Origin of the sequence: Methanocaldococcus fervens AG86 (genome assembly GCF_000023985.1) — an archaeon.
Classification (GTDB): Archaea; AGJL01; Methanococci; order Methanococcales; family Methanocaldococcaceae; genus Methanocaldococcus; species Methanocaldococcus fervens.
In genome coordinates this window covers 536750-552904 of record NC_013156.1, presented here as the reverse complement: position 1 = coordinate 552904, position 16155 = coordinate 536750, and the positions used below count along the sequence as shown (strand labels likewise).

At 33.0% G+C, this 16155-nt stretch carries 16 protein-coding genes; 8 read left to right on the top strand and 8 right to left on the bottom strand.

Annotated features, from left to right (window positions below):
- Positions 1 to 2 precede the first annotated feature (2 nt).
- Positions 3 to 2405, top strand: a complete 2403-nt coding sequence (locus MEFER_RS02915) for a plasma-membrane proton-efflux P-type ATPase (protein ID WP_015791138.1) — start codon at positions 3 to 5, stop codon at positions 2403 to 2405.
- 95 nt (positions 2406 to 2500) lie between these two features.
- Positions 2501 to 3223, top strand: coding sequence for an anaerobic ribonucleoside-triphosphate reductase activating protein (locus MEFER_RS02910; protein WP_015791137.1), 723 nt, complete (start codon positions 2501 to 2503; stop codon positions 3221 to 3223).
- A gap of 32 nt (positions 3224 to 3255) precedes the next feature.
- Here the strand turns inward: MEFER_RS02910 and eif5A are convergent, their stop codons facing one another.
- The 4 genes from eif5A to MEFER_RS02890 all read right to left on the bottom strand — a co-directional run bounded on the left by eif5A (position 3256) and on the right by MEFER_RS02890 (position 8096).
- The gene (gene eif5A, locus MEFER_RS02905; protein ID WP_015791136.1) at positions 3256 to 3654 is read right to left on the bottom strand and encodes a translation initiation factor IF-5A; all 399 of its coding nucleotides are present in this window, start codon (positions 3652 to 3654) and stop codon (positions 3256 to 3258) included.
- Between the two features lie 96 nt (positions 3655 to 3750).
- Complete coding sequence (locus tag MEFER_RS02900; protein ID WP_015791135.1) at positions 3751 to 5256, bottom strand: acetyl-CoA carboxylase biotin carboxylase subunit; 1506 nt, start codon at positions 5254 to 5256, stop codon at positions 3751 to 3753.
- Between the two features lie 62 nt (positions 5257 to 5318).
- Positions 5319 to 7022: a sodium-extruding oxaloacetate decarboxylase subunit alpha gene (gene oadA / locus MEFER_RS02895; RefSeq protein WP_015791134.1), complete on the bottom strand. Its 1704-nt coding sequence runs from the start codon at positions 7020 to 7022 to the stop codon at positions 5319 to 5321.
- A 180-nt stretch (positions 7023 to 7202) separates the two neighbouring features.
- Positions 7203 to 8096, bottom strand: a complete 894-nt coding sequence (locus tag MEFER_RS02890; protein WP_015791133.1) for a CBS domain-containing protein — start codon at positions 8094 to 8096, stop codon at positions 7203 to 7205.
- Positions 8097 to 8226: 130 nt separating this feature from the next.
- Between MEFER_RS02890 and MEFER_RS02885 the strand changes: the two genes are divergently transcribed.
- Positions 8227 to 8718, top strand: a complete 492-nt coding sequence (locus tag MEFER_RS02885) for an LEA type 2 family protein (RefSeq protein WP_015791132.1) — start codon at positions 8227 to 8229, stop codon at positions 8716 to 8718.
- Here the strand turns inward: MEFER_RS02885 and MEFER_RS02880 are convergent.
- A complete protein-coding gene (locus MEFER_RS02880; RefSeq protein WP_015791131.1) occupies positions 8713 to 9711 on the bottom strand; it encodes a potassium channel family protein in 999 nt (332 codons plus the stop codon). The genes MEFER_RS02885 and MEFER_RS02880 overlap by 6 nt on opposite strands.
- A gap of 106 nt (positions 9712 to 9817) precedes the next feature.
- On the opposite strand from MEFER_RS02880, the gene MEFER_RS02875 reads away from it, so the two are divergent.
- The 4 genes from MEFER_RS02875 to MEFER_RS02860 all read left to right on the top strand — a co-directional run bounded on the left by MEFER_RS02875 (position 9818) and on the right by MEFER_RS02860 (position 12556).
- Entirely contained in the window at positions 9818 to 11143 is a 1326-nt protein-coding gene (locus tag MEFER_RS02875; protein WP_015791130.1) for a tRNA pseudouridine(54/55) synthase Pus10, read from the top strand.
- On the top strand, positions 11127 to 11423 hold the full coding sequence (locus MEFER_RS02870; protein ID WP_015791129.1) for a 50S ribosomal protein L21e: 297 nt from the start codon (positions 11127 to 11129) through the stop codon (positions 11421 to 11423). The genes MEFER_RS02875 and MEFER_RS02870 overlap by 17 nt, the downstream gene beginning before the upstream one ends.
- A 111-nt stretch (positions 11424 to 11534) precedes the next feature.
- The gene (locus tag MEFER_RS02865) at positions 11535 to 11858 is read left to right on the top strand and encodes an RNA polymerase Rpb4 family protein (RefSeq protein WP_015791128.1); all 324 of its coding nucleotides are present in this window, start codon (positions 11535 to 11537) and stop codon (positions 11856 to 11858) included.
- Positions 11859 to 11908: 50 nt separating this feature from the next.
- The gene (locus MEFER_RS02860; protein WP_015791127.1) at positions 11909 to 12556 is read left to right on the top strand and encodes a DUF655 domain-containing protein; all 648 of its coding nucleotides are present in this window, start codon (positions 11909 to 11911) and stop codon (positions 12554 to 12556) included.
- Here MEFER_RS02860 and MEFER_RS02855 read toward each other — a convergent pair whose 3' ends face one another.
- Positions 12557 to 13264: a metallophosphoesterase gene (locus MEFER_RS02855; protein ID WP_015791126.1), complete on the bottom strand. Its 708-nt coding sequence runs from the start codon at positions 13262 to 13264 to the stop codon at positions 12557 to 12559. It abuts the gene before it with no gap.
- 160 nt (positions 13265 to 13424) lie between these two features.
- Here MEFER_RS02855 and MEFER_RS02850 point away from each other — a divergent pair, with 160 nt between their 5' ends.
- Positions 13425 to 14768 (top strand): FAD-dependent oxidoreductase, encoded by a 1344-nt coding sequence (locus MEFER_RS02850; protein WP_015791125.1) that lies wholly within the window; start codon positions 13425 to 13427, stop codon positions 14766 to 14768.
- Between the two features lie 2 nt (positions 14769 to 14770).
- On the opposite strand, the gene sppA is transcribed toward MEFER_RS02850, so the two are convergent.
- Positions 14771 to 15706 (bottom strand): signal peptide peptidase SppA, encoded by a 936-nt coding sequence (sppA, locus tag MEFER_RS02845; protein WP_015791124.1) that lies wholly within the window; start codon positions 15704 to 15706, stop codon positions 14771 to 14773.
- Between the two features lie 16 nt (positions 15707 to 15722).
- Positions 15723 to 16121 carry a ribosome assembly RNA-binding protein YhbY gene (yhbY, locus tag MEFER_RS02840; protein ID WP_015791123.1) on the bottom strand — a complete coding sequence of 133 codons (399 nt, stop codon included), beginning with the start codon at positions 16119 to 16121 and terminating at the stop codon, positions 15723 to 15725.
- Positions 16122 to 16155 lie beyond the last annotated feature (34 nt).

Here is a 16155-nt window from a genome sequence, read left to right as displayed (position 1 = left end):
GTATGGATGTCAAAAAGATTGAGGAAGAGTTTAAAACTTCTTTAAAAACTGGATTATCCACAAAGGAAGCTGAAGAAAGATTAAAAATTTACGGCTATAATGAAATTCCTGAGAAGAAAATTCACCCGATAATTAAATTTTTATCGTACTTTTGGAATCCAATTGCTTGGATGATTGAGATAGCCGCTATTTTATCAGCAATAATTAAGCATTGGGTTGATTTTATTATAATTTTAATTTTGTTAATTGTTAATGGTGTTGTTGGATTTTGGGAGGAGTATAAAGCTGAGAACGTGATTGAATATTTAAAACAAAAAATGGCTTTAAATGCAAGAGTTTTAAGAGATGGGGAGTGGAAAATAATTCCTGCTAAAGAATTAGTGCCAGGAGATGTTGTTAGATTAAGGATTGGGGATATTGTTCCTGCAGATATAATATTGGTTGAAGGAGATTATTTGGTTGTGGATGAATCTGCTTTGACTGGAGAGAGCTTACCCGTTGAGAAAAAAGTGGGAGATGTTATTTATTCTGGTTCTATCGTTAAGAAGGGGGAGATAACTGGAGTAGTTAAAGCTACTGGGTTAAATACTTACTTTGGAAAAACTGTTAAATTGGTCGAAAAAGCTGAAACTGTTAGCACGTATCAAAAGATGATTATTAAGGTTGGAGATTATTTAATAATTTTGGCAGTAATTTTAATATCAATAATGGTTGTTGTTGAGTTATTTAGAGGGGCAAGTTTAATAGAAACAATTCAATTTGCTTTAGTTTTAGCTGTTGCAGCTATTCCAGCTGCTATGCCTGCAGTTTTATCTATAACTATGGCTATTGGAGCTTTAAATTTGGCAAAAAAAGATGCAGTAGTTAAAAAACTTGTTGCTATTGAAGAGTTGGCTGGTGTAGATGTCCTCTGCTCAGATAAAACAGGAACTTTAACTAAAAACCAACTCGTTTGTGGAGATATTGTAGCTTTAAATAATTTTAGCAAGGAAGATGTTGTTTTATTTGCGGCTCTTGCTTCAAGAGAGGAAGATGCTGACGCAATTGATATGGCAATTTTAAATGAAGCTAAAAAATTGAATTTGATAGAAAAAATAAAAAAATACAAAATAAAGAAATTTATTCCATTTGACCCAGTTATCAAAAGAACTGAGGCAGAAGTAGTTAATGATGAGGAATTTAAAGTCTCAAAAGGAGCTCCTCAGGTAATATTGGATTTATGTGATGCAGATGATAAGCTTAGAGATGAAGTTAATAAAATAGTTGATGAACTTGCTGGGAATGGGTATAGAGCTTTAGGAGTAGCAGTTTATAAAAATAACAAGTGGCATTTTGCTGGAATTATTCCATTATATGATCCTCCAAGAGAAGATGCTCCATTAGCTGTTAAAAAGATTAAGGAGTTTGGAGTTAACATAAAGATGGTTACTGGGGATCATATAGCCATAGCAAAGAATATAGCAAGAATGTTGGGCATTGGAGATAAGATAATTTCAATTAGCGAATTAATAAATAAATTAAAAAGAGGGGAGATTAAAGAGGCAAAATTTGATGATTTGGTTGAAGAGGCTGATGGATTTGCTGAGGTATTTCCAGAACATAAATATGAAATTGTTAATTCACTACAGAGGAGAAATCATATTGTAGCTATGACTGGAGATGGGGTTAACGATGCCCCAGCATTAAAAAAAGCTAATTGTGGAATTGCTGTCTCAAACGCAACTGACGCTGCACGAGCAGCTGCTGATATAGTTTTATTATCTCCAGGGATATCTGTTGTTGTTGATGCAATTCAAGAAGCAAGAAGGATTTTTGAAAGAATGGAAAATTATGTTATCTACAGAATTACTGAAACAATTAGGGTTTTGTTTTTTATGGAGTTATCAATATTATTGCTTGGATTTTATCCAATAACTGCCATAATGATTGTGCTCTTGGCAATATTAAACGATATCCCAATATTAACTATAGCGTATGATAACGTTATTGAAGCAAAACAGCCAGTCAAATGGGAGTTAAATAAAATATTGCCTGTTTCAACAGCTCTTGGATTAACTGGTGTTTGTAGCTCATTCTTGCTGCTTTATATTGGTGATTTTTATTTAAATCTCTCTTTAGATATGATTAGAACTTTAATCTTTCTAAAATTAATAGTTGCTGGACATTCTACCTTATTAGTTGCAAGGTCAAAAGATAGATTATGGAAAAAGCCATATCCAAGCTTATTGATGCTTTTAGCTGTATTAACCACAGATATTATTGGAACAATCTTAGCTGTTTATGGAATACTTATAGAGCCTATTGGCTGGAAATTGGCTTTATTTGTTTGGATTTATGCAATAATTTGGATGTTTATAAATGATGAAGTCAAGATTTTAATGTTTAAAAAATATAGGATAATGTAATAATGTTCAGCCCTACTTTAATTAAGAGGCATTGCCGAGCGAAGCGAGGCAATGCATCCGTTTTGATCAAGCATTTATAAAAGGTTGGTGGGAAGATGAAAGTTATTGTTTCAGGGATAGTAGATTTATCAACAATAGATTATCCAAAAAAATGCTCTGCAGTGATATTTTTACATGGATGTAATATGAGATGCCCTTATTGCCATAACTTAAATCATATTTTAGGGCATAAAAAGGAGATGACAGTTGAAGAGCTTTTTAATAACATTGATTTTTTCTTTGCAGATGCTATTGTTATAAGTGGAGGAGAACCAACTTTACAAAAAGACGCTGTAATTGAAATAGCCAAATATGCAAAAGAAAAAGGTTTTCCAGTTAAAATTGATACAAATGGAACAAGACCAGAGGTTATTGAAGAGCTCGTAAAAAATAACTTAATTGATTATGTTGCCATAGATGTAAAGTGCAAATTTGATAAATATAAAGAGTTTGTAAAATGTAAAGAAGATGGAGAGGAAATTAAAAAGAAAATCCTTAAAATTATTGATTTATGCAAAAAAAATAATGTATTTGTTGAATGTAGAACAACTTTTGTTCCAATGGTTATGGATAAGGAAGATATTGAAGAGATAGCAAAAACAGTTAAAGATTGTGATTTGTATGCAATTCAGCAGTTTGAACCAAAAGATGCTTATGATGAAGAATTTAAGAAACTACCTATGCCTAAGGAAGATGAGTTAAAAGAATTGGGAAAAATAGCAAAAAAATATGTTGATAGAGTTGTTATAAGAACCATAAATGGTGTTTTTGAGATTTAATTAAAATTTTTAAAATTAAAAATAAAAAACATTTATTTTCCGCCAATAACTCTTGTTATTTTGTATTGACCTACAGCTTCAATGTATTCAACTTCTCCTCCTGGTTCTAAACCTTCAATACCTTCTGGAATTGGCAACTCTAAGGTTTCGTAAGTTTCTAAGTCCATGATTTGAACCATATCTCCCATTAAAGCTAAGACTTGTCCTTTTCTTCTGTCAATTATTGGAACTTCTACTTTGCTTGATGTTGGAGCAACAAATTCCTTCTTAACTTTATCGAATATTCCAATTCCTACAACTCTTGCCTTAGCTCCTCCGTGTTTTCCTGGCTTTGAAACGCTAATATCTACAATCTCACATGGAACTCCATCAATCATAACATACTGTCCAACTTTCAATGAACCAACGTTAACTTGTTTTGTTCCTGGCATTATTATCACCTTTTATTCAATTTCATTTAAAAAGAAAAATGAAGCTTTAAATAACTATTTCCTCATATTATATAAATATTACTGTTTATGGGATATTTACAGTTTCTTTTTATTTTTTTCGTTCTCTTTCATAATTTGGGAGATATACATTGTTAAACCGCCCATTGCTGCAACAATCTTTTTATTCTTCTCAAATACTTTTTCTGAAACTACGCTATACAAATCTCTTGTTTCTAATGCGTATTGAACCATTCTTGTCTTCAATTTGTGCATATTCTGCTCAACATAGTGTGTTGAGATATTTCCTTTTAAGAAGTTCTCTTCTTCTAAAACAGCCCTGTGGAACGGAATGTTTGTTGTAATTCCTACTATAACATACTCTTTTAAAGCCCTTCTCATCCTTGCTATTGCCTCTTCCCTACTGTTACCATAAGTTATAAGCTTAGCTACCATTGAATCGTAATATGGAGGAATCTCTGCCCCTCCACAAATACCGCTGTCTATTCTAACTCCCGGTCCTCCTGGGGATCTGTAAAGCTTTATTTTTCCTGGGCATGGGACGAAGTCATTTAATGGGTCTTCAGCGTTTATTCTGCACTCAATTGCATGCCCTCTTATCTCAACATCCTCCTGTTTTATACTTAATTCTTCTCCAGCAGCTATTTTAATCATAGCTTTAACTAAATCAATCCCAGTAACTTGCTCTGTAACTGTGTGCTCAACCTGTATCCTTGTGTTCATCTCTAAGAAGTAGAAGTTTCCATTTTCATATAAAAACTCAACAGTCCCTGCACTATCGTAGTTTATTGCCTTTCCTGCTTTAATTGCAGCCTCCCCCATTCTTTCTCTTAATTCTTCAGTCATTATTGGAGATGGAGCCTCCTCAATCAATTTTTGATGTCTTCTTTGGATAGAACATTCCCTATCTCCTAAATGGATGATATTTCCATGTTTATCTCCTAAAAGTTGGATTTCAATATGTCTTGGATTTTCCAAATATTTTTCAATAAATACTGTTGGATCACCAAATGCACTTTTAGCAATATTTTTTGCAGATTCTATAACATCCTTTAATTCTTCTTTACTGTAGGCAACGCTCATCCCCATTCCTCCACCGCCAGCGGAGGCCTTAACAACTACTGGAAAACCAATAGCTTCAGCTATCTCTATTGCCTCATCAACATCTTCAACAGCACCATCACTACCAGGGATTAAAGGAACTCCTGCTTTTTTCATGATTTTTTTAGCGTTAATTTTACTCCCCATTGCCTCTATAGCTTTGGGATTTGGACCAATAAATTCAAAACCTGCTTTTTTAACAGCTCTCGCAAATTCAGCATTTTCGGCTAAGAATCCATAACCTGGATGAATAGCATCAACTTTTGCCTTTTCAGCGACGTTTAGAATAGCATCAATGTTTAGATAACTCTTCGCTGCTGGAGATGGACCTATGCAGTAGGCTTCATCAGCTAAAGTTACATGCAGAGACCTTTTATCTGCTTCAGAGTAAACTGCAACCGTCTTAATCCCTAACTCCCAACATGCCCTTATAATTCTAATTGCTATTTCCCCCCTATTTGCGATTAAAACTTTGTTAAACATGATTTCACCAAAAATAAGTTTAGTTGTAAATTTTATAAAGTAAAAAAAGTTTAATTAATGTTTTATTTAATAATCATAATTACGTCTCCAACATTCACGGCATCTCCTTCATCAATCAATATCTTCTCAACTGTTCCCTCAACAGGGCTTTCTATTGGATGCTCCATCTTCATTGCCTCTAATACAACAATGACATCTCCTTTCTTAACTTTGTCTCCTTCTTTAACCTTAATCTTGGTTACCATTCCTCTAAATGGTGATGTCACAGCCCCTTCCATTTCTGCAGTTACAATTTCTTTCTTCCTCTTCAACTCTGTCCCAATCTTTGGTTCTACTCTAACTTCAAATTTCTCCCCATCAACTTCTACAATATACTCTGTTGGGATCTCTAAAATCTTTCCAATATCTTTTTCTTTTGGTATGGGCTCAGCTTTCAACTCCCCTCTTAAGAACTTAACAGCAATTTGTGGATACAATGCATAGGTTAATATATCCTCCTCTTTCTTAACAATTCCTTTTTCTTCAGCTTCCTTTTTAACTTTCTCCCATTCTGGCTCTAATAAATCTGCAGGTCTGCAGGTAATTGGCTTCTCCCCTTCATCTAAAACTCTCTTCAACAACTCTGGGTTGATTGGAGCTGGTGGTTTTCCATAAAAGCCTTTTACATAGTTAACTACTTCATTTGTTATAATCTTGTATCTCTCTTCAGTTAAGACATTTAAAACTGCTTGAGTTCCAACTATCTGAGAGGTTGGGGTAACTAATGGAGGATAACCCAAATCCTTTCTAACCCTTGGAATCTCTTTTAAAACATCCTCAAACTTATCCAAAGCTCCCTGCTCTTTGAGCTGAGATACTAAGTTAGACAACATCCCCCCTGGAACTTGATATACCAAAACCCTTGCATCAACAATTTGGGATATTGGAGAGAATAGCATTTTATATTTCTCCCTAACTTTCATGAAGTAATCTCTAATCTCATTCAATAACTTCAAATCTAAGCCAGTGTCATATTTAGTTCCTTTTAACGCTACAACAATACTTTCTGTTGGTGGCTGAGAAGTTCCCATGGCAAATGGTGATATTGTACAATCTACCATATCAGCTCCTGCCTCTATAACCTTCAAATAAGTCATTGGGGCTAAACCGCTGGTGCAGTGGCTATGAACACCAATTGGAACTGAAACCTCCTCTTTCAATCTTTTAACTAATTCATATCCTTCGTAAGGAGTTAAAAGACCTGCCATATCTTTAATATATATTGAATCACAACCCATCTCTTCTAATTTTTTTGCAAGCTCAACGTATTGGTCGATTGTATGAACAGGGCTTATTGTATAACATATAGCTCCTTGAACTTCAGCTCCTACTTTTTTAGCTGTTTTTATTGCAGTTTCCATGTTTCTTACATCGTTTAAAGCGTCAAAAATTCTAAAAATATCAATTCCATTTTCATGAGCTTTTATAACGAACTTCTCTACAATATCATCTGGATAATGCCTGTAACCAACTAAGTTCTGCCCTCTTAAAAGCATCTGTAATGGAGTGTTTTGAATCCTCTTTTTTAAAGCTCTTAACCTCTCCCATGGGTCTTCATTTAAATATCTTATACACGCATCAAAAGTAGCACCTCCCCATACCTCCATAGAACTAAAACCAACTTCATCCATTTTTTCTGCAATTGGTAGCATATCCTCAGTTCTCATTCTTGTAGCTATCAATGACTGTTGTGCATCCCTAAAAGTAGTATCTACAATCTTAACCATACTTATCCCTCATTAGGTAAATTTTATTCCGTTAGATATAAAAAAGGCACCACCAAAATAAGGTAGTGCGGTTATACTCATAAAGATAAAATTGAGTTAAAAGTTTGTGATAAAATTCCTCTCTTTATATACTCGTAGTTTTAGTATTATCTAAAATGATATATATGCTTTACTTAGGCACTATTGAGTATGGAAACTCCTTGGAAATTTTCCGCTAATGATCTTTAATATGTCTGTTCTCGTTATAATTCCGACGATTTTGTTATTATCGTCTACTATAACCAACCTACCAACGTTATTTTTGTTCATAATTTTTAATGCATCGTATATTTTTTCATCTTTATGTATTGTTAGAACGTTTTTATTCATAACCTCTTTAACTTTCCTATCAACGTTTTCTATATTTTCAGCAATATCGTGTAAGCTGATTATTCCGATTAGGTTGTCATTATCGACAACTGGAGCTCCGCTAATATTTTTTTCAGCGAACAATTTAGCAGCTTCCTTTAAGGTGTTATCTGGGTTTAGAGTATAAACTTTCTGAATTCCAACTTCACCAACTTTTACGTTTGGAATACTTGAAACTCCTAAGACATCAATCAACAATATCCTATGTATATCGTCTCTACCTATAATCCTTCCATTTATGATAATTTTGTTGTGATAAGTTGGGCCAACCCTAATAATATCCCCAATGTTGAAATGTTTTGTATCCCCTTCAATGTGAATTTTTGAAGAACAGTATTTTTCATGTGAAACCGTGTCAAATTCTATTTTTACTACCTTAACTCCCTCAACCTTCTTTCCATCTTTGTAAATTGGCACTATTATTTCTCCTTCATCTCCCAATCCTAAAGCCCTGTATGCTTTGCTTGTTGGAACATATCCCCCCTTAGGACCTGGAACACCATCAACCAAATCTAAAGCTCTTAAAGCCTGCATTTGGTTTCTTATAGTTCCTGGGTTTCTATTTAATCTTAAAGCAATTTCAGTTCCTTTTATTGGTCTATTTTTTTCCCGGTATAGGTTTATTAACTCTTGCAGTATTTCTTTTTGAACTACAGTTAGTTCCATAAAAATCCCCTATTGATGATTATAAATTATGATAAATTATTGAGATATATGATAAATATTTATTGCAGCAAAATAAATATATAGTTATCGAATTTAATTTGAAATGTGAAATGACATATTAGGGGTTGTTATGGAAAGCATTAAAAAACTCCTCATTTTAATTTTTGCAACAATTGTATTAGTTGGGTTTTCAGGTTGCTTAGAAAAGCCAGAAATAGAGGTTGTTGGGCATAAGATTCAAAAATTAAATGCAGATAATACAAAAATAGATATCGTGGTTTTGGTTGAGAATCCAAATCCTATAGGTGTTAATTTAGATGAGGTTTCATTTGACATCTACGCTTTAGTTAATGGAGATAAGATTTATTTGGGACATGGAGAGCAGAGAGATATTAAAATAACTTCTGGAAATAATACATTCACCATACCTGTAACTTTGTCTAACAAAAAACTCGTTGAAGCTGTTGTAAAAAGTAAAAGCACAAAGGTACCTGTTCAGATTATAGGTAATGTAACAGTTAATTTAATTGTAACAAAAATAAATGTGGCAATAGATATTCAAAAAGAAATAGATGTCTCTGAAATAGTAAAAGATGAGATTAAACAAAAATTATACTTATAACCCTTCAACGTATTTTTTTAGTTTTTCCAGCTGTTCTCTAGTTCCAAAGGCATATATAACATCCCCAACATTAATTACTATATCGGAAGGAGGGCTAGTAATCATTTTGTTTCCTTTTTTAATTGCTAAAATTGTAGCTCCAGATTTTTCCCTAATGCCAGAATCTTTTAAAAGTTTATTATCAAGCTCTTTGTTTTTTATAACATATCTCCTAACTTCTATATCCTCTTCTACAGCAATTAAAGAATGGATGAACTCAACAATATCTGGGTTTATGGCTATTCTGGCAATTTCCATTCCTCCAACTATATAAGGACAGACTGCCCTATCAGCTCCTGCTTTTATTAATTTATCCAATGTTGAAGGTTTATCTGCCTTCGCAACAACATATATATTAGGATTTAATTTTTTTGCCGATAAAGTTATAAAGACATTTTCAGCGTCTGAGGTAACTACTGTAATCAACCCCCTAGCTTTTTCAATCCTTGCCTTCTTTAAAACATCATCGGATGTTGCATCTCCAACGATACAGATAAGGTTTGGGTCTTTTTCAAGAGCTTCTTCAAGTACTTTTTCATCTGAATCAATTATAACAAATGGTATCTTTGATTTTTTAAATTCTTCTGCTACAATTTTTCCTAGTCTTCCATAACCACAAATAATATAGTGATTGTTCAGTTTTTTTATCTTATCTTCCATTTTTCTCAACCTAAAGTATTTTCTAAAATGTCCTTCAATTAAAAACCCTGCTACATTCCCTAATGTATATGCCACCGTTCCTACACCAACAAATATATAAATTATGACTGAAAGCTTTCCGATAAATGTTTTTGGAACGTAATCTCCATAACCAACTGTTGAGATGGTAACAACCGACGTATAAAAAGCTATGAAGAAATCCCACCCTTCAGTTATCATTAATATGCCTGACTCAATAAAAATTAACAAAATTATAGCTAAAATTCCTAGTTCTATCTTTTCATGAGTTTCCATTTAATCCCCTTAGTACTGAAGTTATTAGAAAGCAATAATTATATGATAAATTAATTTATTAATTTAGTGTTGCTTTTTATCAATTAAAACACATTATGGGGAGAGCATGGAGATTATAAATTATGAAATATTAAAAAAATATCCTCTTTGTGATAGATGCTTTGGAAGGTTGTATGCTAAGCTATTACATACAACAAACACTGAAAGAGGTAGAGCTTTAAAGCTATATAAAGCTTTAGAACTTGAGGCAAGAATAAAAAAAGCTAAAGAAAAAGAAATTGATTACAAGGATGAGTTGGAGCTATTAAAAGCTTTGGCAAAAAGTGGAGTGGATGAGATAAGGTTGGAAGAAGCAAACGCTGAAAAGGAGAGTTGCCCTTGGTGTAGGGGTATTTTTAGCAAACAAAAAATGGAAAAACTTCTAAATAAAGCAATTGAACTTTTAAAGGAATATGATTTTGAGACATTTTTAGTAGGAACTCATTTACCAGAAGAAATTAAAGAACTTGAAAAAGAGATTGAAACAGAATTTATGGAGAGTATAAAGCAGGAATTTGGTAGGGAATTTGGGAAAGTATTAGCTGTTAGATTAGATAAAGCTCCAAATAAAGAATATCCTGATATTGTTGTTCATATAAACCCGTACACTGAAGAAATTTACCTGCAAGTAAATCCTCTATTTATTAAAGGGAGGTATAGGAAGTTAATTAGGGGCATTCCACAAACGAGATGGCCTTGTAGGAAGTGTAGGGGAAAAGGTTGTGAGCTCTGCAACTACACTGGTAAAAAATATCCAATATCTGTTGAAGAGATTATTGCCAAACCTTTCTTGGAAGCTACAAAAGGAAAAGACGCCAAATTCCATGGAGCTGGAAGAGAGGATATAGATGTTAGAATGCTTGGAGATGGGAGACCATTTGTTTTAGAAATTAAAGAGCCAAAAATAAGAAAAATAGATTTGGATAAAATTGCTGAAGAGATTAATAAAGATGGTAGGGTGGAGGTTTTAAACTTAGAGTTTGGTGTTAGGAAAGATAAAGTTATATTTAAAAACACACCACATAGAAAGACCTATAGAGCTTTGGTTGAATGTTCAGAGAAAATTACTGACGATGATTTAAAACTTCTTGAAAAAGAGCTTGAAAATAGAACTATCTATCAAAAAACACCAAGAAGAGTTTTGCATAGAAGAGCTGATTTAGAGAGAATCCGTAAGGTATATAAAGTTAAAACCAATAAAGTAGATGACAATCATTTTGAGATGATTATATACTGTGATGGTGGATTATATATAAAAGAGCTAATCAGCGGAGATGATGGGAGAACAAACCCATCCGTCTCATCCATATTAAACAAAAACTGTATATGTAAGGAATTGGATGTTTTAAAAATACATGACGACGAAGGTGAGAATTATGGTTCAAATGAGTGAAGGATTTAGAAGAAAAACAAGAAAGAAATTATCAAAACACCCAAGAGAAAGAGGACTTTATCCAATAACAAGAGCTTTAAGGGAGTTTAAAGAAGGAGAGTATGTACACATAGTTATAGACCCATCAGTCCACAAGGGAATGCCACACCCAAGATTCCACGGAAGAACTGGAGTTGTTGTTGGTAAGCAGGGAAGAGCATTTATTGTTAGAGTAAGAGATGGAGGAAAATACAAGCAAATAATTGCCTACCCACAGCATTTAAGACCTGCTACAGCTTAAATTAATTAAATTTTTATTAATTTCTCGAAACACTTAATTAATTATTTTTCTATAAATTTTAAATTAAATTTAAGTTTTTTATTTTATTTGCATTTAGTTGAGAGGGAGAGTATGATAGGCAAAAGAATCCTTGGAGAGAGGTATGTAACATTATCAGAGGCTGCCGAAATTATGAATAAAAGAGCTCAAATTGGAGAGTTGTCTTATGAACAAGGATGTGCTTTAGATTATTTACAAAAATTCGCTAAGTTGGATAAAGAAGAGGCAAAAAAATTGGTTGAAGAATTGATATCTTTGGGAGTGGACGAGAAAACAGCTGTTAAAATAGCTGATATCCTTCCTGAAGATTTGGACGATTTGAGGGCCATATATTACAAAAGAGACATGCCAGAGAATGCTGAAGAAATCTTAGAGGTTGTTAGGAAATACATCTAATTTTTTATTACTCATTTAAATTCATAGATTTAAATTAAAGGTGAAATTTTATGGTTAGAGGACATTATAAAGAAAGTAAGGAGAGGAGATTCCCTAAAAAGAATAAACCACAAAAATTTGAAAATTATGCATGGGTTTTGGATTATTTACCTTACGGCTATCCTAACAAACCAAATGAACCCATAGTCCAAGGTCTTGGAGAGTATCAATTTGTATTAATGGAAATGATTCCAAAGCCAAATGTAGAGATTGAATTGGGAGAGAGGGTTTATATTGGAAAGGGTAAGAGGGATAAAATAGACCATGTTAGAAGGATGATTAAATACGATAATTTAACTCCAACAGCAAAATCAGAGCTTTTATACGTTATAATGGAAGCAGTAAAAATGCAGGAAGATAGATTCGTTAAATTTCTAAATGAATGTCCACCTGTAACCACAAGGCTGCATAGCTTGGAGTTACTTCCAGAAATTAAAAAGAAATATATGTGGAAGATTATTGAAGAAAGGGAGGCAAAAAAATTTGAAAGCTTTAAGGATTTTGAGGAGAGAATAGGAAAAGACCCAGTAAGAATTATTGCTAAAAGAATTGAAAAAGAGCTTTCAGATGATAAAAAAGACAAATACTATTTATTTGTAAAATGGAAGAAGGGGATTATATTGGATGAAGATAACATGGCTTTCTATTTAAAGGAATAGCTAAAGATGTGATTTGGCAAATTCTCTTAACTTCCTAAGCGTTCCAAAGTTTAATAATCCAATATCAGTTATTGCTATAACTTCTGAATTCAAATAATCTTTTTTTATAACCTTAGATGATGCGGGATTGTTAATTAAATCATTTCCTGGAGATAAAGGATTAAAGGCCGGTAAAACAATATAATTTTTATTTAATAGATAAGCTGGAAGCTTTATAATCGCTCCAACTTCATCCCTAAGTTTTATCGACGGATGCTCATGCCCTAAAATCCAAAATTTGTTTTTTAATAAATCCTTATTTATTTCTCTATCACCATGAAAAATTATATAATTGTCAATCTCAAAGTAATCAAAAATTTCATAACCAGTTGGGGATATAAAGGTGTCATGATTTCCTTTAATTAAAATAACATTAACATACTCACTCATAAAATCAATAAATTCTTTTAAAAATTCAATTTCTTTAGGAAATGGTTTAAAATTATGCTTTATATCTCCATTAATTATTAAATTGCTGATTTTATATTTTTCAACTATGTTTAAGGCTTTTTTTATAACCTCATCCTTTTGAAGTAATGGGAAATTAGCTCCACCTTCACCAAAAAAGACATCGAATCCTATATGAGTGTCAGCTATTATTCCATAATCCTTGTAAATTAAGCACCTATCAATTGTTATATAAAAATCTTTGATTTTAATTTTCTTCATAGAATCACTCATTAAGTTTGTATTTTATATATAAAGCTTTTTTAAATTTTAAATCTTATTATGAAAGTTTATTTTTGTGACACAATCATGTATATAAAAAAGAATATAAGAGAAGCAACCTAATAGAAAATCAAATAACCCTAATGAAAATGGTGAAGAAATGAGAGCCATAATAGTAGGAAGTGGAGCTGGTGGATTGACAACTGCATCAACAATTAGAAAATACAACAAAGATATGGAAGTAGTTGTTATAACAAAAGAGAAGGAGATAGCTTATTCACCTTGTGCAATTCCTTATGTTATTGAGGGAGCAATAAAGAGCTTTGATGACATTGTTATGCACACACCAGAGGATTATAAAAAAGAAAGAAACATTGATGTATTGACTGAAACCACTGTTGTAGATGTTGATTCAAAAAATAACAAAATAAAGTGCATAGATAAGGATGGAAATGAGTTTGAGATGGGTTATGATTACTTAGTTTTAGCAACTGGAGCAGAACCGTTTATTCCTCCAATTGAAGGAAAAGATTTGGAAGGGGTATTCAAAGTTAGGAGTATTGAAGATGGTAGGGCCATATTAAAATATATCGAAGAGAATGACTGCAAAAAAGTAGCTGTTGTTGGGGCTGGAGCTATTGGTTTGGAAATGGCTTATGGTTTAAAAAAGAGAGGTTTGGAAGTTTTAGTTGTCGAAATGGCTCCGCAAGTGTTACCAAGATTTTTAGACCCAGATATGGCTGAGATAGTTCAAAAATATTTGGAAAAAGAGGGAATTAATATTATATTATCAAAACCATTAGAAAAGATTATTGGAAACGAGAAGGTTGAGGCTGTTTGCGTTGATGGAAAGCTTTACGATGCTGATATGGTTATTATGGCTACAGGTGTAAGGCCAAACGTTGAATTAGCTAAAAAAGCTGGATGTAAAATAGGAAGATTTGCAATAGAGGTAAATGAGAAGATGCAAACCTCTATACCAAACATATATGCAGTTGGGGATTGTGTTGAGGTAGTTGATTTTATAACTGGGGAGAAGACATTATCTCCGTTTGGAACCACTGCTGTAAGGCAGGGAAAAGTTGCAGGAAAAAATATAGCTGGAGTTGAAGCGAAGTTTTATCCAGTTTTAAACTCAGCTGTTAGTAAAATAGGGGAGTTAGAGATTGGGGGAACTGGACTAACTGCGTTTTCAGCTAATTTAAAAAGAATTCCAATTGTTATTGGTAGGGCTAAGGCATTAACAAGGGCAAGATACTACCCAGGAGGAAAAGAGATTGAGATAAAAATGATATTTAATGAAGATGGAAGAGTTGTTGGTTGCCAAATAGTTGGTGGCGAGAGAGTTGCTGAGAGGATAGATGCGATGTCAATAGCGATATTTAAAGGAACTACAGCAGAGGAGCTTGCAAATATGGAATTCTGCTACGCCCCTCCAGTATCTATGGTAAATGAACCGTTATCTTTAGCTGCTGAAAATGCTTTAAAAAAGTTAGGTAAATAAAATTAGCTCAATAATTCAACTCTTTCATTAACTTTCTCCATTCCATATAAAACTTCTCCAATTCCTTTCCCAATTCCATAACCTAAATAATACGTCAATCCAAATAATCCTCTATTCTCCTCTAATCCGTATTCAACAATCTCAGGATTTGATATGTTGGCTAATTCTTCCAATTTTTTTAGGGCTGTTTCTTCAGTTCCAACCTCATCAACCAATCCAACTTTTTTAGCATCCTCTCCAGAGTATATTTTCCCATCAGCAATTTTTAAGGTGTAATTTATTGATAGTCCCCTATGTTCTGCCACCCACTCAACAAAATCCATGTATGTTTCATTTATCATCTTTTGTAAATATTCCCTCTCCTCTTCTGTCATAGGTCTGAATGGAGAGCCGATATCTTTATATTTTCCAGCTTTTATTGTAGTTACATTTACACCAAGCTTTTTCATTAACCCATAATAATGCATAACATCCATTCTAACCCCAATGCTCCCAACTATCGAATGCTTTTCAGCAACTATGTAATCTGCTGGAGCTGAGACCATATAAGCTCCAGAAGCATCTAAGCCCTCAACATAAACAACTACTGGCTTTTTATTTGCAAGTTCTTCAACCTTTCTTGCTAATTTTTCACTTGCTATAACCTCTCCTCCAGGAGAATTAACAACCAACAAAACTCCTTTAACTGAATCATCCTTTTCCAAATCGTCTAACAAATTTATGTAATATCTCGCATCCTTTTTTTGTTGCATAAAAAGTCCAGAATCTTGGTTGTAATCAAAATAGATTTCATTACATAAGTATACCTTAGCTATCCTTTCCCCACCAAATAAATTAATATTTTCTCCTGATAAGCTCATAATCAATACTATGCCTGCCCCCACTAAACTGATTAAAATTATAAAAAGAATTAAAATAATGGCGTAGATTTTTTTCATCCTACCCCTCAATTATCTACTCTTTAACAGCCCTCTTTTTAAACTTTTCAAACAATTCAATAATCTTTTCATCTTTTTTAACTTTTTTAGATGGTTTTTTAGCTAAGTATTTTTTCCACCCCTCTCTTGGCCTAAATAATGTTATAACATGTCCTACAACGCTAACGACCTCTGCATCACATGCTTTGGCAAGCTTTTCAGCAATATCATATTTATCTTCATACAACAAAGCAGCTCTCCTTATTTTAACCTTTATCAATCCTCTATCTTTCAACTGTCTATCGACCTCTTTGATTACCTTGTCACTACCTTCTTTTCCAACCCATACAACAGGTTCTAAATGATGAGCTTTAGCTCTAAGCATTCTCTTCATTTTTCCTGTAAGTTTTCTCTTCTGCTCTTCTGTCATAAACATCACCAAAATAGTTTTTAATTTTATTACTGTAAAT